At 70.1% G+C, this 25,923-nt stretch carries 13 protein-coding genes; 2 read left to right on the forward strand and 11 right to left on the reverse strand.

Features of this window, described 5'->3' with window-relative positions; genetic code table 11:
• Positions 1-11: 11 nt before the first annotated feature.
• The 6 genes from O7629_RS16840 to O7629_RS16865 form a co-directional block, all read right to left on the reverse strand.
• On the reverse strand, positions 12-263 hold the full coding sequence (locus O7629_RS16840; protein ID WP_278170267.1) for a hypothetical protein: 252 nt from the start codon (positions 261-263) through the stop codon (positions 12-14).
• Positions 264-11,036, reverse strand: a complete 10,773-nt coding sequence (locus tag O7629_RS16845) for a LamG-like jellyroll fold domain-containing protein (protein WP_278170268.1) — start codon at positions 11,034-11,036, stop codon at positions 264-266.
• Positions 11,037-11,175: 139 nt separating this feature from the next.
• A complete protein-coding gene (locus tag O7629_RS16850; RefSeq protein WP_278170269.1) occupies positions 11,176-11,754 on the reverse strand; it encodes a hypothetical protein in 579 nt (192 codons plus the stop codon).
• Positions 11,755-11,925: 171 nt separating this feature from the next.
• A complete protein-coding gene (locus O7629_RS16855; RefSeq protein ID WP_278170270.1) occupies positions 11,926-14,925 on the reverse strand; it encodes a DUF6636 domain-containing protein in 3,000 nt (999 codons plus the stop codon).
• Positions 14,922-15,416: a hypothetical protein gene (locus O7629_RS16860; protein WP_278170271.1), complete on the reverse strand. Its 495-nt coding sequence runs from the start codon at positions 15,414-15,416 to the stop codon at positions 14,922-14,924. The genes O7629_RS16855 and O7629_RS16860 overlap by 4 nt, the downstream gene beginning before the upstream one ends.
• Before the next feature lie 43 nt (positions 15,417-15,459).
• Positions 15,460-16,698 (reverse strand): hypothetical protein, encoded by a 1,239-nt coding sequence (locus tag O7629_RS16865; protein WP_278170272.1) that lies wholly within the window; start codon positions 16,696-16,698, stop codon positions 15,460-15,462.
• A 136-nt stretch (positions 16,699-16,834) separates the two neighbouring features.
• Between O7629_RS16865 and O7629_RS16870 the strand changes: the two genes are divergently transcribed.
• Positions 16,835-17,821: an intradiol ring-cleavage dioxygenase gene (locus tag O7629_RS16870; RefSeq protein ID WP_278170273.1), complete on the forward strand. Its 987-nt coding sequence runs from the start codon at positions 16,835-16,837 to the stop codon at positions 17,819-17,821.
• Positions 17,822-17,843: 22 nt separating this feature from the next.
• On the opposite strand, the gene O7629_RS16875 is transcribed toward O7629_RS16870, so the two are convergent.
• The 3 genes from O7629_RS16875 to O7629_RS16885 all read right to left on the reverse strand — a co-directional run bounded on the left by O7629_RS16875 (position 17,844) and on the right by O7629_RS16885 (position 22,713).
• On the reverse strand, positions 17,844-18,956 hold the full coding sequence (locus O7629_RS16875; RefSeq protein WP_278170274.1) for a hypothetical protein: 1,113 nt from the start codon (positions 18,954-18,956) through the stop codon (positions 17,844-17,846).
• Between the two features lie 125 nt (positions 18,957-19,081).
• On the reverse strand, positions 19,082-21,469 hold the full coding sequence (locus O7629_RS16880) for an RICIN domain-containing protein (RefSeq protein WP_278170275.1): 2,388 nt from the start codon (positions 21,467-21,469) through the stop codon (positions 19,082-19,084).
• Positions 21,470-21,690: 221 nt separating this feature from the next.
• Complete coding sequence (locus tag O7629_RS16885; RefSeq protein WP_278170276.1) at positions 21,691-22,713, reverse strand: aldo/keto reductase; 1,023 nt, start codon at positions 22,711-22,713, stop codon at positions 21,691-21,693.
• A gap of 155 nt (positions 22,714-22,868) precedes the next feature.
• On the opposite strand from O7629_RS16885, the gene O7629_RS16890 reads away from it, so the two are divergent.
• Positions 22,869-24,146 carry an RNA-guided endonuclease TnpB family protein gene (locus O7629_RS16890; RefSeq protein WP_278170277.1) on the forward strand — a complete coding sequence of 426 codons (1,278 nt, stop codon included), beginning with the start codon at positions 22,869-22,871 and terminating at the stop codon, positions 24,144-24,146.
• Here O7629_RS16890 and O7629_RS16895 read toward each other — a convergent pair.
• Together O7629_RS16895 and O7629_RS16900 are read right to left on the reverse strand one after the other, a co-directional pair.
• A complete protein-coding gene (locus tag O7629_RS16895) occupies positions 24,095-24,856 on the reverse strand; it encodes an SDR family oxidoreductase (protein ID WP_278170278.1) in 762 nt (253 codons plus the stop codon). The genes O7629_RS16890 and O7629_RS16895 overlap by 52 nt on opposite strands.
• Positions 24,853-25,881, reverse strand: coding sequence for an alcohol dehydrogenase catalytic domain-containing protein (locus tag O7629_RS16900; protein WP_278170279.1), 1,029 nt, complete (start codon positions 25,879-25,881; stop codon positions 24,853-24,855). Before O7629_RS16900 ends, O7629_RS16895 begins: the two co-directional genes overlap by 4 nt.
• Positions 25,882-25,923 lie beyond the last annotated feature (42 nt).

Raw genomic sequence — 25,923 nt, forward strand, 5'->3', positions numbered from 1 at the left:
TCAGCCCGCCATCATTCCACTAATCCGATCATTTGAGGAATGTTGCGAATGAACCGCGCCTCATGCTCGTCGAGCGAATCACTGGCGACCACTTCGACGAGCTCAATAAACTTGAAGCGATCAACTTCCGCGAATTTTAGAAGTTCGTGCGCGATGCTCTCCATTCCACGCACGGCAGCATCGGGATCAACCTCGTCAGAACTCGATTCTTCCAGGAAGATCATCGCAGCCACGATAGCCCTAACCAACGGCTTCTTGTTCATCTACGGAGCCAATCTTACGGTAATTGTGGACACTCCGGCGAAGTCCATGAATCTATTTGCGGCTGCGACAGCCCCCGGTGTTGGCATTTCCCACACAGCCTGAAATCCATTATACGCGGCGGTTGCTGCCTGGCGTCGCGCCTGATCGACCGCCTTATCAGTAAACATCGGGTTCAGCTTGCGATCGATAACCTCGTTTCCATCGATGCCGTCAAACTTCGCCGTAATAGTCGTTCCATCTACAGCTGGCATTTCCAATTGCGGCGCCATTCCACGCCTTGTCGCAAGGTTTGAACGGGCACCAATAACTCCAGATTGGTAATCGTATGCACCAGAAGGCATACCGCGTCGACCAGTGGCTAGATCACCACCTTCATCAACCCAGCAAACGGCACCGTTGTTGTTGTGGACGAGGACGGGGTGGTCGTCTGCGAGTACATGGTACGTGTGGGTGTGGGCGACTGTCAGGTCGCGCATCTCCCGCTCGTCCCGGCGTGTCTCGACCGACACCACCGTGACCTCGCCGCGACCGGCCACCCGCAGCCGGGTGCCCGGTGTGAGGTCGCCGGCGTTGACCCATGCCTGCCGGTCCTCGTCCCAGAAGGGGTGGTTCGGAGTGGTCTCGACGACGACCGTCGCACCGCCACCGCCGCGGTTGTGGTTGTCTCTGGTGCGGACCTGGACGTCGGTGAGTTCGTGGTCGGTGTTGCGGTGTAGTTGGGTGACGGGTTTCGGCGACGATGTGCCGGACACCGGGTCGGTGGCTATGACCTGGTCGCCGATGTTGATGTCGGTGATGGGGCGGGTGGTGCCGTCGGCCATCAGGACGCGGGTGTCGGGGGCGAAGCTGTGCGTACGGCATCCCGGTCCTGACCCGCCACGACCACTTGAGGCGGATGGGCTGGCGGTGCTGCCGCCGCGTCCGGGTGGGGCGCGGGCGGGGCCTGCTCCGCCCCCTTTGCGGCCGATGAGGTTGAGTCCCGGCACCGTCCCGAGTGCGGCGGCTTTGAGGTCGACGCGTCCGGTGGTGGCGGCCTGGGAGATGACGTCGGAGATGCCGTTCTCGACGGCGTCGCTGGCCAACCGGGCGGTCACCCCGGAGCCGGCCTTGGCGGCGATCGCCGTGCCGACCTTCGCCGCGATCGCCCCACCGGCCCCGCCGGCCAGGCCCATGATCGCCCCCGTACCGAGGGAGCCGAGGGCGTCACCGACGGAGTGGATGTCGCCCTGCGCCACGTCCTTCGCCAGGTTGATCAACGCACCCGCGCCGACCATGCAGGCGACCGCGCCCGCGCCGGCGGTGACCGCCGTGCACGCCAGCCCGGCGACGACGGCGCCGGCGATCGCGGCGACCTCCAGGATGGTGTCCTTGTGCTCCACCACCCACTTCTTGGTGGCGTTCGCCGCGTCCTTCACCACGGTGACGGTCTTCTTCACCACCCGGGTCGCTTTCGCGGCGACCTTCTTCGCCGCCTGCTTCACCTGGGCGACTTTCTGTTTCACCTTCTGTTTCGCCTTGGCGACCTTCTTCGCCACGTACTTCTTGGCCTGGTTGACTTTCTTCTTGACCGCCTTCTTCGCCTTGGCGTACGTCTTCTTGACCTTGTTCTTGACCTTCGCGGCCTTGGCCTTGACCTGGTCGACCTTCTTCTTCGCGGCGGTGGTGACCTTCCTCGCCGCGGTCTTCGTGACCTTCTTCGCCTTCTGGTAGGCGGCGCTGCCGTAACTCGACACGCTGGACACCGCCCGGCGGGTGACGCTGGACACCTTCGACGTCGCTTTCGACGCCAGCTTCGCCGCCGCCTTCAACGGGTTGCCCCAGTGCCCGGTCGGGTCGATCGTCGTCAACGGGGTGCCGTCGCCGTACTGGTAGCGGTTCGCCGCGATCGAGTCCGGCACCGGGCTGTTCGCCGCCGTGTCGCGGGTGTCGAACTGCCCGGTGTCGGTGTTGTACCAGCGGGCGTGCATGTTCACCCGCGACGTGGCCGCGTCGGTCCACTCCGACTGGTAACCCAGACTCCCCACGATTCCGGTGCTCGCAACCACCTTGCCCAGCGGGTCGTACGTCGTCGCCCCGGCGAGGGTGGTGCCGGTCGTCGTGAACTGGCCGACCACGTCGGTGTGCAGATCCGTCCACACCAGCCGCTGCGTGCCACCCGCCGTCCCGGCCACGACCTCACCCGACGGCCCCCGCACGTACGTCGCCGTGTCGTCGGCCGCCAGGTCGTTACCGACCCCGGTGTACGCGAACCCCGGCCGCACCGCCCGACCCAACCCGTCGTAGTCGTAGGTACGGGCCGGCCCACCACCGCCGGTCTGCTGGCTGTGCACCTGACCGAACGCGTCGGCGGTCGTGGCGACGGTGCCGGCGGCGGCGAGGGTGCCACGGGCGGTGTACGTGTACGCCGTCCCGTCGGCGGTCAGCAGCCGGTTCCGCTGGTCGTAGGTGAACAGCTTGGCGCCGTTCTGCACCCGGTTACCGGCCTTGTCGTACGCGTACACCACGGTCGCCGAACCGTTGTTCCACGACGTCAACCGGTCGGCCAGGTCGTAGCTGTAGGTGTTGGTGACGGCGGCACCACCGAACCCGGTGGCCGTCTTCGAGACCAGGTTGTCGTTTTCGTCCCAGCCGTAGCCGATCGCCGCGATCTGCGTACCACCGGAGGTCTTCAACGTGTCGCCGGTGAGCCGGTGCAGGTCGTCGAAGGTGAACTCCCGGCGGTTGCCGGTGCCGCCGTAGGTGATCTGCGAGACCTGGGACAGGTTGTTGTACGCGTAGCCCATCGTCACGCCGGCCGTCGGGTTGGTCAGGCTGGCCAGCCGCCCGGCGGTGTCGTAGCCGTAGCTGGTGGTGCCGGCCGCGTCCTGCCGGCTGGCCAGCTGCCCGCTGCCGTTGTACGTGAACGTCGAGTTGCCGACCGGGCCGCTGATCGACAGCGGCAGGTCCCGGTCGTCGTAGCTGATCGTGTTGGTGCCACCGCCGCCGGAGAACTCGGTCATCCGGCCGCCGAGGTCGTAGTCGAAGACCCGGTCGACGGTGGTCGCCTCCGCGCCAGAGCCTTCCTGACGCAGCAGCTGGCCCATCTCGTCGTACTCACTGCTGATGGTGACCCCGCCGGGCAGGAACTGGGTCACCGGTCGGCCGGCGGCGTCGTAGGCGACGCTGAACGTCCGGTCGGCCGCCGCCGGGTGCGCGGTGGTCGACGGCTCGATCTGCTTCTCCGGCAGATGCCACGGGTTGTACCCGGTCCAGAAGGCGTTGCCGCGCCCGTCGGTGAACCGGGTCCGGTTGCCGGACAGGTCGTAGCCGAACGTGGTGACGATGTCGTCGGAGCCGGAGATCGGCTGGGTGTGCTTGGTGAGCGCACCGGTGGCGTCGTACTCGAAGGTGGTGGTAGTGCCGCGCCCGTCGGTCGCGGCGGTCACGTTGCCGGCCCGGTCGTAGCTGGTGGTCTCCCGCACCAGCTGCACGCCGGCCGCGTCGTACATGGCGGTCGCCAGGACCCGGCCGGTCAGATCGTGCTCGACGTTGGTGTAGCTGTCGTCGGGCAGCGTGGTCCGGGTCATCCGGCCGGCACCGTCGTAGGTGTACTCGGTGGTGTTGCCGGCCCCGTCGGTGACGGTCAGCGGCTGCCCGACCGCGTTGTACGTCGCGGCGGTGGTCACCCCGGTCGGGTCGGTCACCTGGGCGAGCCGGCCCCCCGGGCCGTAGCTGTACGTGGTGGTGTGGTTGGTGCCGGTCTGCCGGACCACGTCGGTGCTGGTTTCCTGCCGGCCCAGGTAGTCGTAGGTGGATCTGGCCACCGCGCCGGTCGGGTCGGTGGTGGTCAGCAGGTCCCCGGCCAGGTTGTACGCGTACCGGGTGGTGCCGTCGTTCGGGGTGACCACCTTGGTCAGCCGGCCCAGCTGGTCGTAGGTGTACTCGGTGGTCTCGTCGAACGGGTCGGTGACCGAGGCCACCTGCCCCGACGCGTCGTAGCTGTAGGTGATCTCCGGGGTGATCGGGGTGGCCGACCCCGGCGGGGTGTACGCCGGCAACTGCTCACCGGCCACCCGGCCGTCGGCGTCGTAGCTGGTCACCGACCAGTTGCCGGACGGGTCGAGGGTGTCGGTGACCTCGTCGAACGTGTTGTAGCCGACCCAGGAGGCGGCGTTGGCCAGCACCGGCGACGGGCTGTCGACCGACTGGGCGTACGCCGCCGGGGCGGTGGTCTTGACCGCGTTGCCGCCCTCGTCGTACGTGATGTAGGTGGTGTCGCCGTTGGCGTCGGTGGCCGCGACGACCTCGCCGTTGGCGTCGACCTGGTAGCTCTCCCGCACCACGTGGGCGTCGGCCGCCGGTGCGGTGCCGCCGTGCACGGCGGCGACCTCGGTCGGGCTGAGCGCCTTCTGGTACGCCTGCACGTCGCTGATCTCACCGGGCCAGAAGTTGCCCCGGGATCCGTTCCACATGCCGGCGCCGACGACGAACGTGCCGCGGGCGGTGAACGGCTTCGCGCCGCTCTGGCTGCCTTCCAGTGCACCGTTGACGTAGATGCTGATGGTGCCGGTGGCCGCGTCGTACGTCCCGGCCAGGTGGGTCCAGGTGTTCAGCGCCGGGGTGCTGGTGGACACGACGGTGACCGGTTGCGTCACGTCCGGCGCGTCGAGGGTGCTGGTCCGCAGCCGCCAACGGTCGGCGGCCTTGTCGTAGGCCAGGTCGAACGGGGTCTGCTGCTCACCGTTGGCGGCGACCGCCTTGCGCAGGTCACCCTTGTCGGTCAGGTACACCCAGGCGGCCACGGTGAAGCTGCGTCCGGTGTCGATGACCGGGCCGTCGCTTTCGATGACCGAGCTGATGCCGTTGAATCCGGCGGCTCCGCCGTTGCCGGTGGTCCACCACATGCCGGGGACGGCCGTGCCGGGGCTGTTGCCGGCGGAGTCGGCGGCGGCGACCCCGGCGGTCTCGTCGAGCCGCCAGCGCAGCACCGGGGTGGGGTCGGCGATCGACGGGTATTCGGTTTCGGCGAGCACCTCGCCGGCCGGGTCGTACAGGGTTTCGCTGAAGCCGACCGTGGCGCCGCCGGCGTCGGTCTGTCGTTCGGTGACCACGTTGTCGTCGGCGTCGTAGCCGTAGTGGGTGGTGCGCTTCAGCCCGTCCGGGTCGACGGTGGTCGACGTCTGCCGGCCGGCGGCGTCGTAGGCGTACGTGACGACGGTCGCGCCGTCGTCGGTGACCTCGCGGACCAGGTTGCCGGCCGCGTCGTACTCGTTCGACTCGACGACGAACGACGAGCTGCCGTTGGTGCGGGTGACGTCGGCGATCAGCCCGTTGTCGGTGTACGTGTACTCGGTGATCCAGCCCATCGGGTCGGTCTCGGCGGCCAGCCGCCCGGCCGGGTCGTACGACTTCGCCGAGATCAGCACGTCGGTGGCGGGCTGCGGGTCGTCCGGGTCGCCGGTGAAGCCGAGCACCTTCGTGGTCAGCAGGTTGCCTTCGTCGTCGTACTCATTGGTGGTGACGCCGCCGTCGTGGTCGGTCTCGGTGACCACCCGGCCGTACGCGTCGTAGCCGAGGGTGGTGACCGTGCCGCCGGGGGTGGTCGAGGTCTCCTGCTGGCCGTACTGGTTGTAGGTGTGCTGTTCGGTGCGCGACGCGTCGCCGCCGGTCAGGTCGGCGACGGTTTCGGTGAGCACGTTGCCGTCGTCGTCGTAGGTGTAGGTGGTGCGGGCGGTGTGCACCGCGCCGGTGACCCGGTTGGTCACCGGAGGCCCGGTCTCGGTCGCCACCCGCCCGGCCGCGTCGTACGTGTAGGTGGTGGTCAGCCCGGCCGGGAAGGTGTCGCTGAGCTCCGTCTCGGTCAGGGTGCGACCCAACCCGTCGTACGTGAACCGGTCGATCTTGCCGCTCGGGTCGGTGACCTGGGCTACGTCGCCGTTGGCGTAGTACTCGACGGTCTGCACCGCGCCGCCCGGGGTGGTGACCCGGGTCGGCAGGCCGGCCGGGGCGATCCCACCGCCGTACGCGGCGGTGCTGGTGCCGTCGGTGTAGCCGGTGGTGGTGACCCGGCCCAGCGGGTCGGTGATGGTGGTCTGGTTGCCGCTGGTGTCGTAGCCGTACGACGTACGGTAGGTGTCGTCGGTCTCCGACGCCGACCGTCCGTCGCGGACGGTGAGCAGCAGGTCGTTGCGGGCGTCCGGAGTCAGCGTCGTGGTCGTCGCGTCCGGGTAGTAGGTGTAGTAGACCGACGAGCACTTGTCGGCGGACTGGTCCTGGCAGCTGACGCTCTGCTTGGTGTTGCCGCGCACGTCCTGGAACGTCTGCGTCCACACCCCGCGCGGGTCGTAGACGAGGCTGCTGTAGCCGCCGACGTCGTAGCCGAACTTGGTGACGTTGCCGAGCGCGTCGGTCTGCGCCACCGGCCGCCCGCCGTTGACCAGGTCGTAGCTGTAGGAGAGGGTCTCGCCGGTGGGGCCGGTGACGGCGACCTGGGACACCGGCATCGGGATCGCGGTGGCCACCCCGGAGATCATCGTGACGGCGACCGGGGCGGTCTGCTGCGACGCGGCGTAGTGGGCGGTGACCTGCGTCTGGCTGAGTTCGCTGGTGAAGAACGCCGCCTCGGCGATCTGCCCCGGGAAGTAGCTGATGTCCCCGGAGGTCGACGGCCAGGTGCTCGGGGTGAAACCGGTACCGAGGTACGCGTAGGCGGCCGGGGTGGTCTGGCCGCCGTAGTTGAGCGTGCCGACGAGGTTCCCGTCGAGGTAGAGCCGCTGGGTGTTGGCGGACAGGGTCATCGCGACGTGGTGCCAGTTACCGTCACGGACACTGCCGGTGGTGGTGATCGGCGGATGGGTGTTGCCGCACCAGCACCACTTGCCGCGCAGTTTGCCGTCGGCACCGACGTACAGCGCGGGAATCCGCTCGTTGGCGACGAGACCGCTGGTGATCGAGTTGGTCTGGAAGCTGTAGAGAACACCGCTGGAGGTGCCGCCGGTGGGCATCCTGAACCACATCGACACCGACGCCGGATCGGTGCCGCCGATGCGCTCCGGTGGCAACTCGACGTACGAGCTGGTGCCGTTGAAGGAGGCGGCGGTGGCACCGGCGAACGGGCCGTCCGCGCCGAGAGTCACCTGGTTGTAGGTGGCGACACCACCGTCGACCTGGTTGACCGCCTCGGTCACCGCCACCTCGCCGAGACGCCAGTAGTCGGCCGGCTTCGCGCCGAGCACCGACGCGGCGTACACGTCGGCGCTGCCGGCGACGGTCGGGGTGCCCATCGTCCAGACGCCGCCGTTCTCGTCGGTGACGGTGGCGACCCGGCCGGTGGTGCCCTGGTAGGTGACCTGCGCGGTGACGCCGCCGGTCGGCCGGGTCACCGTCGACAGCACCGGATGGGTACGGGTGCCGGCGGCGTGCAGGGCGGCGACGGTGGCCGCCGGCAACGCCTGGTTGTGGAACGCCACGTCGGAGATCGAGCCGGAGAAGTAGCTCGCCGCCGCCGGGCTGACCCCGCTGTTCTGGTGGCCGGGCCAGTTGCCGCCGATGAAGCCGGCGCCGACGTGGATGTTGTCGGCGTTGTCGGGCAGCTGCATGATGATGCCGCCGAGGCTGCCCTGGGCGACGCCGTCGAGGTAGAGGGTCTGCGTGCTGCCGGCCCCGGCGAGCGCCACGTGGTGCCAGTCGCCGTCGTTGACCGGCGCGGCGGTGGTGATCGCGGCGGCGGCGTTGCCCTGCCAGAACTGGCCGCGCAGTTTGCCGTCACTGCCGACGTACAGGGCCGGGACGTAGGTGGTGGGTGTGGTGCCGGCGGTGACCGGCGCGGCGCTGTAGCCGAACAGCACGCCGTTGACGGCAGTGGTGCGGAACCACATGCTGACCGTCTGGTACTGGCCGTCGGCGACCAGGTCGCCCGGCAGCTGCAGGTACGACGAGGCGCCGTCGAAGGCGGCGACGGTGGCGGTCGAGCCGGGGCGGGCCGCCGGCTGGCCGAGGGTCACTGCGGCGTACCGGGCGTTGTCGATGCCGGCGTTGGTGAGCACCGCGCTGCGGGCCACCGTCTCACCGGACGACTCCGACAGCGGCCAGTACGAGTACGGCCCGGTGTCCAGCACCGTGTTGGCGTACGGGGAGATGGTGGTGTGGCTGTAGCCGTGGCAGGCGCTCGGGCCGGTCGGCGGGCAGACCTGCGTCAGGGTGTCGTCCGGGCCGTACGCGTACTGCCAGGTCTCGGCGCTGGCCGGGGTGCCCGGATCGGCCGGGTCGGTGGCGACGGTGGTGACGTGCGGGTGGGCCGACCCGGTCGGGGTGTCCCAGGTCAGCCACAGCGACCGGCCGGCGGCGCTGGTGATCCGGCTGGCCAGCCCGCCCGTGTAGTCGACGGTCAGGGTGCGGCCGTTGGCGTCGGTGACCGCGGTCAGCCGGAACACGCCGCCGCCGGCGGACTGCCCGAACGTGTAGACGGAGGCGTCCTTGTCGGTCAGCGTGTAGCCGGTCAGGGTGGTGCCGCTGCGGGTCTCGGTGAAGGTGGCGAACCGGCCGGACGGTGCGGTGAAGGTGCCGTCGGCGTTGCGGCCGAACGCGATGTCCTGCCCGGTCGGATAGGTGACCAGCACCGACTGGACGCTGCCGGTGGCGTCCGGCACGGCGGTGGCCCGCACGTCGAGCAGGCTCGACCAGCCGGTGCCGAACGCCGACGTACGCCGGGTGTCCAGGCTGTTGTAGCTGCGGGTGATGGTCAGTGACGGGCCGACGGTGGCGACCGTCGCGTCGGTCGCCGAGGTGGTGTAGTTGCCGATACCCGGGTCGTAGCCCTTGCCGGCGTTCTGGCTGAGGTTGCCGGCCAGGGTCGGTTGCGGCACGCCGGTGGTGAACGCGTACGCCGGGTATACGGCGCTGTAGCTCACCTGGTCGTGCACCCGGACCGTGTAGAGGTAGGTCTTGTTCCAGGCCAGCGTGCCGGTCGGTACCCGCCACGACGGGCTGGTCACCCAGCCGGAGTTGGCCACCACGGTGGTGCCGGTGCTGTCGTAGACGACGTACTGGTGGCGCAGCCCTTGGTTGGGCCAGGCGTCCGGGTCCTTGGACCGGACCAGCAGTTCCGGGGTCAGCGTCGGAGTCACCGCGTTGTTCGCCGGGTAGCGGACGTTGACCTGCGGCGCGACGTTGTCGGTGTAGGTCAGCTCGACGTACGGCTTGTAGGCGCCGCCGCCGTAGTTGGCCGAGGTGAACCGCTTCCAGCCGTTGGAGTCGGTCTCCGAGGCGGTCAGCGCCAGGCCGTGGTTGGTCCCGCCGGTGGACCAGTCGTTGAAGGTGGCGACGTTCAGCGGCACGGTCACCCATTTGCCGACACTGCGGTCGCCGGAGGTGTTCTGGCAGGACGGATAGTTGTCGGTGACGGTCAGCGAACCGATCGAGCTGGAGATCGCCGGGCCGGGGTGGCTGGCGGTGGACAGATTCGCCACCGTCCACGCCTGGTTGACCCGGTGCACGGCGAAGGCCCGATGCTCGGAGCAGCTGTAGGCCCAGGTCAGGTAGAGCTTCAGTTTGGCGGCGGTGATCCGCTTGCCGATGAACCCGTCGTCGTCGAACTCGTCGAAGTGGATGAACGAGCGGGCCTTGACGCCGCCGCCGTCGTAGGTGCCGACCGGCAGGTTGTCACCGTTGTGGTTGGTGGTCTGGTTGTCGCTGTCGACGTACACGTCGCCGGTGGTGCCGGTGGTGGCGGTCGGGTCCACCCGGACGGGGTAGACCCGGGCCGGGTCGTCCAGCCAGGCCCGGTCGGCGGTGACCTTCAGCGCCTGGCCGCCGCCGGGCTGGTCGACCAGCTCGAAGTCGACGTCGGGCGACTGGGCCGGCGCGCCGGAGTGCGGGTCGACGTTGCTGTCCTCCATGAACCCGCGCGGGAACCAGACCCTGGCGTCGCCGTCGGCGTCGACCAGCTCCACCCAGCCTTCGGCGGTGAGCCGGGGCGTCAGCCCGGTCAGGTCGAGCGGGAACATCCAGGTCGACGGGGCCTGCGGTGAGTGCAGGATCAACGTCTCCTTGAGCCCGGCGTCGAAAGTGATCAGCTCCAGGTCGGTGTGCGGAAGGATGTCCCGGTAGGTCGCGGTGTTGCCGTCGGTCTCGGCGGCGACGTCGGCGGCACCGTCCAGCTCGTAGGCGACCCGTTTGCCGTCGGGCAGTGCCAGCACCCCGAGGTCGGTGTCGCCGGTGCTGCCGGCGACGCTCACCTGCAGGCTGTTCGCCCGCATGTGCAGCCGCCCGTCGCGGCGCTCGACCAGGTCGGTGTCGATCGGGCGCCAACTGCCGTCGGCGGCCCGGTAGTTGACCGGCCGGCTGTAGGTGCGCACCGTCGTCGAACCGTCGGCGTTGTCGTAGACGTCGGTCCGGGCGGTGGCCTCGTCGGCGTCCCGGCGGCTGGTCGCCGCGTCGAATCCGGGCTCGGCGACACCGGTCGGGGTGGTCGGCACCGTCGGGTCGTGCGGCTGGTACGGCGGCAGCGTGTCGGCTACCTGGCTGGCCCGGCGGCCCGCGCCGCCGGCCGCAGTGGTCTCCCCGGCCGGCACGTGGTGCTCGCCGGTGAACGGTGCCGGGCCGGCCATCACCGGCGCGCCGAGGGCGGCTGCCGCTGCCGACCACAACGGACGGTTGACCGCCCACGACCACAGCCACGACGTCGGCCAGGAGTCGGCCGGTACGGCACCGGCCGGCACCACCACGGTCAGTCCGAAGATCAGCAGCGTCAGGGTCGCGATCCGGCGGGACGCACGACTGATGGCACGGCGCATGGCCGCCCTCCCCCGTGTACAAAGACTGTCCGACGTTGATCACGCCGACATCGGACAGTCTCCGACCGCACTAGCGGAGCGCACAAGCGTCCGTACGGAGGGTTGACTTAGATCAACCCTCGGCGATTTAATCCCGGGCTCAGTCGTCGGCCGGGTCACCGACCGCTGCGGCGACCAGGTCGCGTACCCGCTGCTGGACAGCGGCCGGATCGGCGTCTGACACCACGGTCACGTTGCCGGCGTCGCCCGCCGGCTGGCCCTCGGCGATGAGTACGAAGTCGACCTGCGGGTAACGGCTGGCGTCCCCGGCCGTCGCGGCGGTCGGCGCCTCGCCGACGGCCAGGACCAGTTGACACTGGCTGCCGGCCAGACTGGCGAGGTATCCGGCGGCGTTGTCGGCGGTCTGCGGCCCGTTGACTTCGAGGAACTGCACCCTGGCCCGGGTCTGCAACGAGGCGTCCTGCATCCCGGCCCAGACCGGCGCGGCGGCCGGGTCGGTCACCCCGCCGGATCCGGTGAGCAGGCACGCGGTGACGTCACGGTACTCGCGGGCGCGGGGCTCCTCGGGATCGTCCGGCCACAGCACCACCGTCAGCAGCACCGCCACGACGACGACCAGCCCGGCACCGCCGGCCAGCAGGGCGATCCGCTTGCGCCGCTGTCCATCCTGGTGGTCCTGCGTCCGCTGCCCGTCCCGACCGCCCTTGCGCTTCGTCACGCTCGCACCCTACCCGCCGGCACGGTCGCCACGACCGCCGACGCGTTCGGCCAGGTGCACAGCCAGCAGGTCAGCGGTGGTGGGCCGGCGCGTACCTACGACTACGACGGGTTGGGTCGGGCGGTGCGGCCGAGCCGGAACGGCTCGACCGAATGCGCGCAGACCCCATGTTCAGTACATGTCGTACTCGGCCCGCGACAGCCGGAACCCATGACCACTGTGCTCGCTGTAGCATTCGACACCGGACGGCTCGCTGATACAGACGACCGGGCCGGTCCGCAGCCCGTGGCCGTACTCCAGTACGAAGTCGTACTGACCGCCGGGGCCGTCGCCAGCGCAGAGGAAGTAGGAGTCACCGTCGGATTCGACCTGGACGGCGTGGCCATAGTCGAGTTCGCAGTCCGGCGGGGTCTGCACCGCCCATTCCTTGTCGACGATGTCACAGCGGGCTGCTTCGCCGTCGTACGCGGTGGCGGGGTCGAGCCGACAGATGATGTTGTGTGACGGGGCGGCGAAGATGACCGGATCGGTGATGACGGCGACGACCGGACCGGGGGGCGACGGCGACGGAAGCAGGGACGGCGGTTGCGACCCGACCGCTGGCGGCGGTGTCGGGCCGTACGCCCCCGGTTGGAACGCGGTCGGCGGAAGCGCGGTGCAGTAGCGTGCCATCGTCACCAGCGCGGTACTGGCGCGGGTCATGTCGCCGGCGCGCAGCCCGGCTTCGGCTTCGCGTGACATGCTCCCCAGCACCAGATCGGGGGTTGCCCGCGCGGCCATCGTCACGTCGGCTTCCCGGACGCCGTAGCTGCCGTCCATCACCTCGCTGAGACTTCGGGTGCGGGTCGCGTCGACCAGCGCGAGGCATGCCTCGGTCATCGCCACCGGCTCGGTGCCGGGGTCCGCCAGCCGGTCCAGTACGGCCTGTGGGACGGGCGTCGCCGCCGACGTGAACATGGCGGTGAACCAGACCGGAGTCCCGGCATACGCAAAGAACCCCATCGCGGTCAGGACGGGCAGGAACATCGCGAGGACCGCTGCTCGACGACGGGCCGGTGGTTCCTGACGCCGTTTGTTGGACATCCGATCGGTGACCGCCCGCAGCGACGATCCGGCCAGGACCGCCGTGCCGGTGCCGAGCGCCAGCACGGCGAACGCGAGCATCGACATGCCGCCGTTGGTCACCTCCGGCAGGTCTGATGACAAGATGCAATCGACCCCGGACGAGTCGACTCCGCACAGCGCCAGACCCACGTGCAGGTAGACGAGCGGGACCGCTGCCAACGCCGGAATGACCATCCCCAGCAGACTCGCTGCCAGGACGACACCGGTGCGGCGGCGGCCACCAGCCGTCCAGCCGACGGTCGCGCCGGCGACGACAGCGACGGCACCGGCAACGGCGCTCAGCAGCAACAGCGCACCGATCAGGGCCGACTGCTCGCCGGTGACGTACGACTCGATCAGACTCCGTCTCAGCATCGGATAGACCGGCCATCCGGCGACGGCGAATCCGGCGGTGACCACGCCGCTCAGCACGAGCGCCGACAACAGCGGGGTACGGGGACCACGCCACACCACGACAAGGTAGGCACACGCCCACAGAATCGTCAGCTGCAGCGCCGGGTTCAACGCAATGGTGAACATGACCAGGGTCAGCGACCGCAGGCTCGGCACGCCGACGACGACCATCTCATTGACGAGGAACCAGAACGCCAGCCACAGCGCGACGAGGATCGCCGACTGGAGCACCCCGATCCAGTAGGCACGGCGGCCGGCGTCGTGCCGCATCCGGGTCCACGCACCGAGCACCGTCCAGCGCAGGTAGACCAGGGTCATCAGCAACAGCAGCAGGGCGGTGGCCACACCGATCAGCGGCGCGGACCCGACGATCGGGCGCCAGCTGCCGACGAGCGGGAACGGCGGGGCAAGATACTGTGCGGCCAGGACACCACCGGTGAAGGCGACCGCGAACCGGCCGGTACGCGGCGGCGGTTCGCCGAGCACGACGCTGCCCTGCACCGCCCGCCACACCGCGCCGGTCACCACGGCGGCCACCAGACCACCGAACAGCAGGGCGACCAGCCAGCCCCGCACATGCACACTGCTGCTCGCGTCCACCAGCGTGAGGACGTAGTAGGCGGGTGGGTAGCCGAAGCCAAGGAGCAGGCCGACGGCTGCCCCCAACGCCGGGCTCAGCCGGTACACCCTGGGTGCTCCGTGCAGTACGGCGATCCGGTTACGGATGCGCGGGTGGTGCACCGACCGCAGTTGCCAGCGCAGCCAGCCGAGTGGTGTGCGGCTGACGGGACGGTCGGGGATGGTCCGCAGCACCGCCACCAGGTCGTCGGGCGGGGCCGACCGGGCGACGTGCAGATCGGCGTAGTACTCACGGGTCCTCAGCACCGCGACACGGATCAGCCACATCATCACGATCAGCACGGTCATCGGCCAGACCAGGCCGATCAGATCGGCTGGTCGTAGGGCGACGGCGACAGCCGACGGGACGCCGACCACGGCCAGGAAGGCCCACCAGACCGCGATGGTCATCGACGTCAGGTCGACGTCCCGGTTCGCCAGGTGGCCCAGTTCGTGATCGAGCACCGCCCGCAGCGTGCGTTGCGTCTGGGGGGTGGCGCGCAGCAGACGTGCGTCGAGCAGGATTCGGTAGTGCCGGAGCCGCCCGAAGGTCCGGGCGAGACCGACCAGTGGTGCGACGCTCACATGGACCCGTACCCGATGTCCTGATGCGGCGACGGCCTCGCGGACCAGTGCCGCAGCAGACGTGGCGGCCATCGTGTCGAGTGGCAGGACTCCCCGGCGGAGCACCCACCAGGGGGTGGCCAGGTAGATGATGGCGGTGACGACCGCCAGGAGCACCCCGGGCACCACCAGGTACGCGGCGATACGCAGGTTCACGCCGTACTGGCAGCGGTCGAACGCGGCGACCAACGCCGCCGGCTCCACCGCTTCCACCGTCTCGTAGGCGCGGGCGCCGCACTGGAAGAGACTCGCCCCGAGGTCGGGCTGGTAGGCGACGCCGATCCAGTAGTAGGCATAGCCGGAGCTGACCAGTGCGGTCAGGATCAGCAGCAGGAACCGGCCGGCGGTGGCAGGTGGCAGCCGGAACGCGTCGGCGGCGGTGAGCGCCCGGCCGGGCTGGTTCCCGGTCATTTCCCGGTTGGATCTTCCATCAGTTTGGCTGCCAGGGTGATGGACAGCCGGGTGCCGGTGTCGGTGGACAGACCGCAGCTGTGGGCCAGCTGCCTGGCAAGTTCGCCGACCGCCGCCGCCTCACCTGGGGTGAGCTTCGGCAACGGCGTGGCCTCGGCGGCCGGGGCCGCTGAGGTCAGCTGACGGGCGAGCCGACGGCTGGCCAGCCAGCGGCCCAGGTCGTTGATCTGGTGTTCGGCGTAGCCACTGAGGACATTAGTCGCTACCCCGTTGAGGATGATGAGGGCAAGGGACGCCACGAGCTGGCCTGCTTCGACGGCGCCGAACCCGAGGGCGGCGTCGCGGCCCTTGCCGAGCAGGATGCCGCGCACGGTGGCCCGACGGGAAACGTCGCTGCCGTAGAAGCTGTGGGTCACGGCTGCCAAAAGATCCAGTTCGTCGGATGCCACATCGGCCACGACGTCCTGTAGAGCATCTGCGATTGTCGCCACCGGACCAGCGTATTCCGACGGTCCACGGAGGATAATTAGCCGATCATACGTGCCGTGCCACCCTGTCGACGGCATCGGGGTGACCTGTGCCGCCGATGGTCGGGCCGGTCGGCCAGAGTGCCGCCAGGTCGGCCGGGGCCAGCGGGCCCTGGTACGCGGCCCGCAGCACCGCCGCGCCGGTCTCGACGCCGCCCCGGTCGGCGAGCGCCACGAACCAGTCGACGCCGGCCGGGTACGCCCACAGGTACGACCGCAGCTGCGGGTCGACGCCACGGTCGGTCAGCGCGTCGCCGATCTCCTCGTCGGACCAGAACGGCACCCGCTGCCGGGCCCACGCCACACAGTCGGCGACCGGCACGCCGTCGTCGATCGCCCGGTGCAGCCCGGCCCGGACCAACTGGGTGTAGTGCGTCAGCCGCACCCGCGCCACCGCCGCCGCGTCGTCGCCGATGACGAACAGCGGCAGCGCCTGCGCTAGCCCTTCCAGCAGCACCTGGGTGTTCGTGTGCACCGACAGCAGGCGTACTACACCATCGTCCACGGTAGACCATTCGGCGTACCAGCTGGCCGACTGCAGGGCGTGGCCGAGCACCTCGTGCAGCGCGAACACCCGGGCCTGCGTCTCGGTGAACTCGGCGCGCTGCCGGTTCAGCCGCAGCCGGGCGGCGGAGCCGGCCCCGTCCAGCCAGTACGACCAGTAGGCGTCGACGTCGACCCGTTCGATCGTCAACTGGTACGGCGCGGACGTGCCGGTCGCCGCCCGTACCTGGGGTTCCAGCTCGGCGGCCGCCTGCTCGATGGCGTCCGGGACGTCCTGGCGGCGCAGGATGCCTTCGGCGCGGGCCAACCGGCCGGGGAGCCGGTCGTCCCAGTCCACCCCGAGGCCGGCCAGGCTGGTCCGGGCCCGGTCGCCGACCTCCGCCAGGTGGTCGTCCGGCCAGCCCGCCGCGCCGCAGCCCTGGGTTCGCCGGATGTAGTCGGTCAGCGGCAGCCGCTCGCCGAGCATGGCCCGCAGGTAGGCGATGTCCGCGTCGACCCGGGCCCGCAGCCGGTCGTCGGCCCGGCAGTCCGGCCCGTCGGCGACGGCGGCCAGTTCGTCGGCGACGGCGGTCAGTTCGGCCAGTACGGCGAACCTGCTGGTCGCGGGTGCGGGTGACGGGGCGGCCGGGTCGAGCGGCGCGCAGTCGTAGTCGATCACCGGGGTGGCGCCACGTCGGCGCTCGTAACCGTCCCACCCCCGCAGCGTCGCCTCGACCCTGTCCCGTACCGGCATCGTCGTCACGGTCCCATCCTGGCGTACCGGCTGGCACAGCCAACTCCCAGCTGGGATCCAGCGGGCAGCGGGCAACGGTGGTGAGGGTTGGTCGCAGATACGCACGACACCCGACAGTGAGCCATCTTCACGAACGGAGAAACGGATGCGACGCGACTCCCGCCGGGACACCACCCCGCGCTACCAGGGACGTCCGCTGGCCCGTCCCGACGAGGAAATCGTCGACCAGGGCCTCGGCTTCGACCTCGGCACCCTGCTGGGCCGCCGGCAGGTGCTGCGGGCGTTCGGCCTGGGTGCCGCGACCCTCGGCCTCGCCGCCTGCAGCGCGAACACGGGCGCCAGGGGCGGCACCTCGGCGGCGGCCGCGACCGCTGCGGCGACCGGCGAGATCCCGGACGAGACCGCCGGACCGTACCCCGGTGACGGCTCCAACGGGCCCGACGTCCTCGAACAGAGCGGTGTCGTCCGCAGCGACATCCGCTCCAGCTTCGGCGAGTCCAGCGGTACGGCCGACGGCGTACCACTGACCCTGGAACTCACCGTCACCGACCTGGCCAACGGCGGCACCCCGTTCGCCGGCGTCGCCGTCTACGTCTGGCACTGCGACCGCGAAGGCCGCTACTCCATGTACTCCGAAGGCGTCACCGACCAGAACTACCTCCGCGGCGTCCAGATCACCGACACCGACGGCAAGGTCACCTTCACCACCATCTTCCCCGCCTGCTACACCGGCCGCTGGCCGCACATCCACTTCGAGGTCTACCCCGACGAGGCCAGCATCACCGACGCCGGCAACGCCATCGCCACCTCCCAGGTCGCCCTTCCCCAAAATGTCTGCGACACCGTGTACGCCGAACCCGGCTACGAATCATCGGTCACCAACCTCGCCCAGCTCAGCCTCGACACCGACAACGTCTTCGGCGACGACGGCGGGGCGAGCCAGCTGGCCACCGTGACCGGGGACGTCTCGGCCGGCTACGCGGCGACGTTGGTGGTGCCGGTCGACACGACGACGGAGCCGACCGGCGGCGGCGCGGCTCCAGGCGGTGGCGGCCCGTCCGGTGGGCCGGCGGGTGGTGGACCGGCCGGAGGCGGTCCCGGCGGGGCGCCGCCGAGCGGCATGCCGTCCTGACCTGCCACGTGCTGCCGCCGGGTCAGCCGCCCCCGCCACCTCCGTCGCCCCCGCCGGAGCCACCGGTGCCACCGCCACCGCCACCGTCACCGCCGCCGTCGCTCCCACCGGCACCGTCGCCACCACCGCTACCGTCACCGGTTCCGCCGCTGCCCTCCGCCGCGCACCAGTCGGTGAAGTGCAGGGTCGGTCGGTCCACCTCGGTGAGCCCCCAGGTGGCCGGGTCGAACAGGTCGGTGTCGATCTCACGGTCCCGTACGGTCCGTCGGCCGGCGCTGATCGCGAGCAGCTCGGCCCGGGGTGGGGCGAGCGCCCGGCCGAGAACGGTGAACGCCGCCCGCAGCGCGGCGGCGACCGGCTCGGGGTCCGGCCGGTGGTCGTGCCACCACCCGGGACGGGTCACCGGCGCGCTGGGCAGGTCCCGCTGAGAGCCGGCGAGCCAGAGCAGTTCGTAGGGCAGGCCGGCGGCGGCCGGGGGGCGGCCCCGGCGGTGGCGACCGTACCAGCGGTAGTGGCTATGGGCCCGGCGCTGGCGCGCCGAGGCGGCGCGGCCGGTCCTGGTGCGGATGACCTGCTTCGGCAGCGCGTAGCGCACCAGGCCGAGCAGGCTCCCGGTGAGCACCATGACCAGGACGGAGAACATCAGCGCGGCGAAGTTGCCGGTGCCTTCGAAGACCTGGACGAGGACGAACAGGCACAACAGCAGGTAGCCGACCTGCAGGAGGCGGAAGATCTCGTGGGGCTTGACCGCCGACAGGTATCCGGTCTCGGTGAGTCGGGCCCGCGTGGTCGCCACGATCAACGGCGCAACCGGCCGGTCCCCCGGTTGGTCCAGGGTCAGTTCCCGGCCGGCACCGTCGAGTTGTCCGAACAGGGCGGTCAGGATGTCGCGCTGCCCGGTGGGCAGCCCGTCGCCGGGCCTGGGCGAGCGGACCAGGGTGACCGACTCGCCGGACCGGCCGGCGTGAACGTCGAGGTAGCCGGCCTCGGCCAGCTCCACGACGGCTGCGGCCAGCGCCGTACCGCTGTGCAGCACGGTTCCGTCGGTCAGGACGTAGATGTCCAGCAGCGTCGGCGGTCCGGACGGATCCGTTTCGATGCCGGCGCCGCCGGCTCGCTTCGTCACGTCGGCCATGGCACCGAGTGTGACGACCCCGCGCCACCGGGTGGCGACTGAGACAGCTCGGTGGCAGGTCGCCCTGCCCCGTCGACGTCGGACCGGCGTTGCGGGCACCGGTCCGACGTCGGCGGCGGCCAGGGTCAGCTACGCAGGGTCCACTGCTGGTTGGTGCCGGTGTGGCAGGTCCAGAGGATCATCTTCGTGCCGTTGGCGGTTGCGGCGCCGTTGGCGTCGAGGCAGAGCCCGGACTGTACGCCCCGGATGGTCCCGTTGGCGTCGACGGTCCACTGCTGGTTGGTCTGCCCGTTGCAGTCCCAGATGATGACCGTGGTGCCGTTGGTGGTGCCCTGGCCGTTCGCGTCCAGGCACTTGCTGCCGTACACCATGAGCTGCCCGGCGGAGGTGTGGGTCCACCGTTGGCCAGTGGCACCGTTGCAGTCCCACAGCTGGGTCTGGGTGCCGTTGGTGGTGCTCGAGTTCGGCACCTCCAGGCAGCGTCCGGACTGGACTCCGACGATCTGTACGGTCTGTTCGTCACCGCCGCCGGTGCGGGGTCCGGCGGCGGCCATCACCGCGCGGGCACCCGCCGGCCAGTTGCCGTTGGTGACGGTGGTGTTGTTGTTGACGACGTTACCCCGGTCGCCGTTCGTCACGTTGGTACTGCCGTTTGTCGACCAGTTGTTGGTGACGGTGAAGTTGCCCATGTTCTCGGCGAACCAGTAGTTGGCGGTGGCCCACGTGCCGGTGTTCGAGAAGACGTTGTTCCTGGCGGTCCAGTACCGGGATCCTTCGTCGAAGTAGACCCCGAAGTAGCCGTTGGTCCGTAGGCAGTAGTTGTCGCTGATCAGCCCGCCCTGGTTCGCCGACAGCGTGTAGATGCATCCGCCGTCGTTCATCTGCTGCATCACGTCGTGCACGTAGTTGCCGATGAGCCGGTTGTTCGACGCGGTGGTGGGCGTCGAGTAGCGCGGCTGGTAGTTGTACAGGCCGCGGTCCGCGTAGTGGTTGCTGCCGCCCGCGTCGTTGGCGCCCCAGCCGTACCCCATGGACATGCCGGTGTACGGCATGTTGTAGACCTCGTTGTAGGAGACAGTGGCGTTGGTGACGTAGGTGGTCAGGACCGAGACGATGCCCCGGTGTTCGATCCCGATGTCGTGGATCCGGTTGTCGCTGATGGTGATGTCCCGGTTCACCATCCGCTGGTCGCTGGGGTGGTGCGCGTCGGCCCGCACCCCGCCGACCACGATGCCACCGGCCGACGTACGGGCGATCTCGGACTTTTCGATCGTGATGTTGCTGGCGCCGAGTCCGACGCCGCTGGCGTGGGCGTTGGCGTCGTTGCCGATACCGAGCGCCGTCTGGCCCAGGTTGACGAACCGCGAGTCGGTGATCGTGATGTCGTTGGCGGCGGATATCTGCACGGCGGCGGGTGACTGGTACCAGTTCGGGCGGGCGGCCTCGAACTGCGGGCAGCCGTTGTGGCAGGAGGAGAAGCCGGGCCAGTTCCAGTTGCCGGCGATGTAGGCGCCGGTCTGCTGGTCCACGTAGCCCTGGTTGCTGCTGGGCCCGAGCCAACTGGTGCCGGTGAACGTGATTCCGCTGAATGTGACGTGGTGCACGGGGGCGTCGTAGGTGCCGCCGAGGTTCACCAGCGACTGCAACGTCGGCAGTTCGACGCTGATGCCGGTCATGTTCCGGCCGGCGGGTGGGATGTAGTACAGGTCGCCGGTGGTCCGGTTGAGATACCACTCCCCCGCCGCGTCGAGGAACTCGTACGCGTTGGTCAGATAGAGCGGGCCGGCGCGGTGCGGGCTGGTGAAGGTGTCGTACCCGAAGTTGTTGTTGTTCCACGCCGGTTGCGCCATGGTGATGAGGTTGCCGGCGATGCTCTGCACCGGGGAGTACCGGTCCGTGAAGGAGCCGACGCTTTCCATTTCGATCCGGTTCTGGTTGGCCAGATTGTTCAGGTAGCCGAGCGCGGGGTTGCTGAACCTCATGCCGGTGCTGCTGGGGGTGAAGTCGGCGCGGTTGACCTGGGTGCGCGCCCTGGTGGCGATGGCACCGTCGACGTACAGCTGCCGGGTTTCGGTCCCGGCTCCCACGTTCGCGCGCCAGATGTTGCGTCCGGAGTCGGCCAGCGACCAGCCGGTGACCGCCCGCGCGCCGCTGATCACCGGGTTCGCCGACGGTGCCGCCTGCCAGAGCACCCGGTAGCCGTTGTTGCCCGAGTCCGCCGCGGTGAACCGCAGCGGTGCCGACAGCCGGTACACCCCGTCGGCCAGTTGCACGACGATGTCACCGGACATTGCACCGTTGAGTGAGCGCACCGCCGACTGGGCGGAGGTCAGCGAGCAGGGCTGGGCGAGAGAGCAACTGGCGCCGGTGCCGGACGGGGACGCGTACAGGGTGGTGGTGGCCGCCATCGCGGGAGCCGCCCCGACGACGGTCACTGCGGCTACGGCGGTCAACGCCGCGACTCCTCCGGCCAACACCCGGCTTCGCGCCGAGGAGGATGCGGATCTGGACACGGTGGATCTCCTTACCCTTGGGACGGGACGGTGCGGTGCGCGAACAGGACGGTTGTTAGCGCTAACAGAAGCCTTGCCCGGGAGGCCTGTGAAGAATAGAGCATACGTCATACGTTGATTAACGTCAATGCAGTTGAACTGTTTCGCGGTTTGCTACGAATCGGATGAAGATGGTTCCGGTCGCTCCGTCGCAAACAGCACCGGCACCCGGTCGGAAATCGTCATCGGTCGTCACCGGCGCCCTGACCGGTGCCGGTCAGGCCAGCCGCCCGCAACGCCAACCAGAGTTCGCCCGGAACCTCGATGTCCGCCCGCCGCAGGGTCTCGGTCACCTGGTGGCTGTTGCGCATGCCGACCACCGTCGAGACCACCGTGGGATGCGATCGGGCGAAGGCGAGTGCCGCCTGCGGAAGCGTGACACCGTGCCGCTCGCAGATCGCCGCGATCCGCCGGGCCCGCTCGATCAGCTCCGGCGCCGCCCGGCGGTAGTCGTATAGCGCGTCGTCCGGTGGCCGCTCACGCGACAACAGCCCCGAGTTGTAGACACCGGCGATCACCACACCGACCGCGCGCTCCTGCGCCGCGGGCATCAGATCGGCCAACGCGGCCTGGTCGAGCAGAGTGTACCGGCCGGCACACATCACCAGGTCGACGTCGGACTCCCGGACGAACCGGGCAAGCAGCCGCGACTGGTTCATGCCGACCCCGACCGCGCGCAGGACGCCCTGGTCACGGAGCTCGGTCAGGGCGGGCAACGCCTCGGCCACGGCCTGCTCCCAGTGGTCGTCGGGGTCGTGCAGGTAGGCGACGTCGATCCGGTCCAGACCCATCCGCTCCAGACTCGCCTCCAGACAACGGCGCACACCGTCGCGGCTGAAGTCCCAGACCCGGCGGTGGCTCGCGGCGACGTCGAACCCCTCCGGGTCGCGCGAACCCGCGGTCTCCGGCGACGGTACGAGAATCCGTCCGACCTTCGTCGACACCACGTACTCGTCGCGCGGTCTGGACCGCAGGGCGGCCCCGAGCCGCCGCTCGGACAGCCCCAGCCCGTAGTGCGGCGCGGTGTCGAAGTACCGGACACCACCGTCCCACGCGGTGTCGATGGCGGCGGCGAACTCCTCGTCGGTCGTCACCCGGTGCAGATTGCCGCCCTGGGACGCGCCGAAGCCGATACCGGTCAGGCGTACCGCCGGTCGACGCGGCAGCGACCGGTCCGACGTCAGGTGCTCCGTACCGCCCGTCATCAGAGTCCTTCCGTGGATACTCCGGCCTTCAGGCCGGGGAGGAAACGGAACCCCTGCGGAGCAGGGCAGGGAAAGCCGGTTCGCCGCCAAGGCGGATCGGCGTCCACCCCACACGCGACCCCACGGCTCACGACCGAATCGCTAGACTGTGGACTGTGTCCAGGACCGTGAAGCGGGCGTTCAAGTACCGCTTCCACCCCACCCCGGAGCAGGCCGCCGAGCTCGCCCGGACGTTCGGCTGTGTCCGGCTGGTCTACAACATGGCCCTGGCCGCCCGCAGCGAGGCGTGGACCCTGCGTCGGGAGCGGGTCACCTACAACGCCACCTCGGCGATGCTGACCGGGTGGAAGAAGACCGACGACCTCGCCTTCCTCGGCGAGGTGTCGTCGGTGCCGTTGCAGCAGGCGCTGCGGCACCTGCAGACCGCGTTCACGAACTTCTTCGCCAGACGCGCCCGGTACCCGACGTTCAAGTCGAGGAAGAGGTCGCGGCGGTCGGCGGAGTACACCGCCAGCGCGTTCCGCTGGCGCGACGGTCGGCTGACCCTGGCGAAGATGTCCGATCCGTTGGACATCGTGTGGTCCCGACCGTTGCCGGAGGGCGCGGCGCCGTCGACGGTGACCGTGTCGCAGGACCCGGCGGGCCGCTGGTTCGTCTCCCTGCTCTGCGACGACCGGATCGAACCGGCCCCGGCGTCGGGTGCCGTGGTGGGGGTCGACGCCGGCCTCGACAGCCTGTTCACCCTGTCCACCGGGGAGAAGATCCCCAACCCGAGACATGAACGCCGCGACCGGCGGCGGCTGGCCCGCGCCCAGCGGAACCTCGCACGCAAGGCCAAAGGCTCGGCGAACCGGGCCAAGGCCCGGCTGGCGGTGGCCCGGATTCATGCCCGGATCGCCGACCGCCGCCGCGACCACCTGCACAAACTCAGCACTCGGCTCGTTCGTGAAACCCAAACGATCGTGATCGAGGACCTGACCGTCCGCAACATGACGGCCAACCACCGTCTGGCCCGCGCCGTCTCCGACGCGGGCTGGCGGCAGTTCCGCAGCATGCTGGAGTACAAGACGCGCTGGTACGGCCGCGACCTGGTGGTCGTGGACCGCTGGTTCCCGTCGACCCGACTGTGCTCGGGCTGTGGCGTACTGGCTGAACACCTGCCGTTGCAGGTGCGGTCGTGGACCTGCCGGTGCGGGCAGGCCCATGACCGGGATGTCAACGCGGCCCGCAACATTCTCGCGGAGGGGCTCTCCGTGATTGCCTGTGGAGGCGGTGTAAGACCTCACCGGGAGTCCTCCTCTCGGACGGGGCGGTCGTCGGTGAAGCAGGAACCCCCTGGGGCGACCCAGGGAATCCCCGTTCCTTCAGGGCGGGGAGGAAGTCAACGGCCCAGCCAACCGCCGTCGACCGGCAGGACGATCCCGTCGACGTAGTCCGAGGCGGACGACGCCAGGAAGACGGTGGCCCCGCCGATGTCGTCAGCCCGCCCCCAGCGGCCCGCCGGGATCCGCGTCAGGATGGCCTGGTTCCGGTCCGGGTCGTCGCGCAGCGCCCGGGTGTTGTCCGTGGCGATGTAGCCCGGCGCGATCGCGTTGACGTTCACCCCGTGCGGCGCCCACTCGTTCGCCAGCGCCCTGGTGAGCCCGGCCAGGCCGGACTTCGACGCCGCGTAGCCCGGGACGTTGACGCCGCCCTGGAAGCTCAACAGCGAGGCGGTGAAGATGATTTTCCCGTACCCCCGGGCGACCATTTTCCGACCGATCTCGCGGCTCAGCACGAACTGGCTGGTCAGGTTCACCTCGATGACGTGGTCCCAGCTCTCGTCGGGATGCTCGGCAGCCGGGGCGCGGGCGATCGTGCCGCCGTTGTTCACCAGGATGTCCGGCGGACCGGCAGCGGTGAGATCGTCCGCCAGCTGACGCACGGCCGCCCGGTCGGCCAGGTCGGCCCGCAGCGCGGTGAACCGGCGGCCGGCGGCGCGTACCCGCCGCTCGACCTCGCTGCCGCGCGCCTCGAGACGGGCGGAGACACCGACGATGTCGGCGCCGGCCCGGGCGAGCGCCTCGGCCATGGCCAGGCCGATACCGCGCCGCGCGCCGGTGACGACCGCGGTCCGCCCGGTCAGATCGAACGCGGCGGTCACCGGGCCGCCGCCTGCCAGTCGAGCAGCACCTTCAGCACCCCGTCGCCGTTCTCCAACGCCGCGAAGGCGGCGTCGACCGATGCGAAGGGCATGACCCGCGAGATGAGCGCGCGCGCCGGGATGTCCCCCGCGGCCACCAGCCGAATCGCCTCCACCATGTCGTCGCGCCGGTACAGGCGGGCACCGAGCAGTTCCAGCTCACGCCAGAAGAACCGGTGCAGGTCGACGGTCCGCGGCTGGGCGTGGATCGCCACCATCACCAGCCGGCCGTGGGTGGTCAGGACGTCGACCGCGGTGGCGACGCCGCCGGCTGAGCCGGACACCTCGAAGGCGATGTCCGCGCCCGCGCCGTCGGTCCACTCGTTCACCACCGTCACCGGATCCGTCGCCTGCGGATCGACCACCGCGAACCCGATCTCACCGGCGACGGCCCGCCGGAACGGATCCGGTTCGACGAGCAGGACCCGCGCGCCGTGCAGCTGGGCGACGGTGGCGATGAGGACACCGACCGGTCCGCCGCCGATCACCACGACCTGGTCGCCAGGGGTCACGCCGGCCCGCCGGACGTCGTGCACGGCGACCGCGACCGGCTCGACCAGCGCCGCGTGGTCGAGTGGCACCCCTTCCGGCAGCGGCAGGACCAGCTCCGCCGGCACCGTCCAGTACGACTGCATGGCACCCGGCGAGTCGATGCCGAGGAAGTCCATCGCGTGGCAGACGTGGGAACTTCCGCGCCGGCAGGCGACACACCGCCCGCACGACCGGGTGGGCATGACCGTGACGGCCTGGCCGACGGACCAGCCGTCGACGCCCGGTCCGACGTCGGCGACCCGTCCGGACATCTCGTGCCCGATCACGGCCGGCGCGCCGACCCGGGCGTCCATGTCCCCGTGGTAGATGTGCAGATCGGTGCCGCAGATCCCGGTGTAGGCCACCGCGATGCTCAGCTCGCCGGGACCCGGCGGCCGCGCGGCACGTGCCTCGACCTCGAGGTGACGAGCGGTACGGTAGACCACTGCCTGCATCGGTCCTCCCTCTCAAATGGTCGGTGCTCCGAAGTGCGCGGG

Origin of the sequence: Solwaraspora sp. WMMD792 (assembly GCF_029626105.1) — a bacterium.
Classification (GTDB): domain Bacteria; phylum Actinomycetota; class Actinomycetes; order Mycobacteriales; family Micromonosporaceae; genus Micromonospora_E.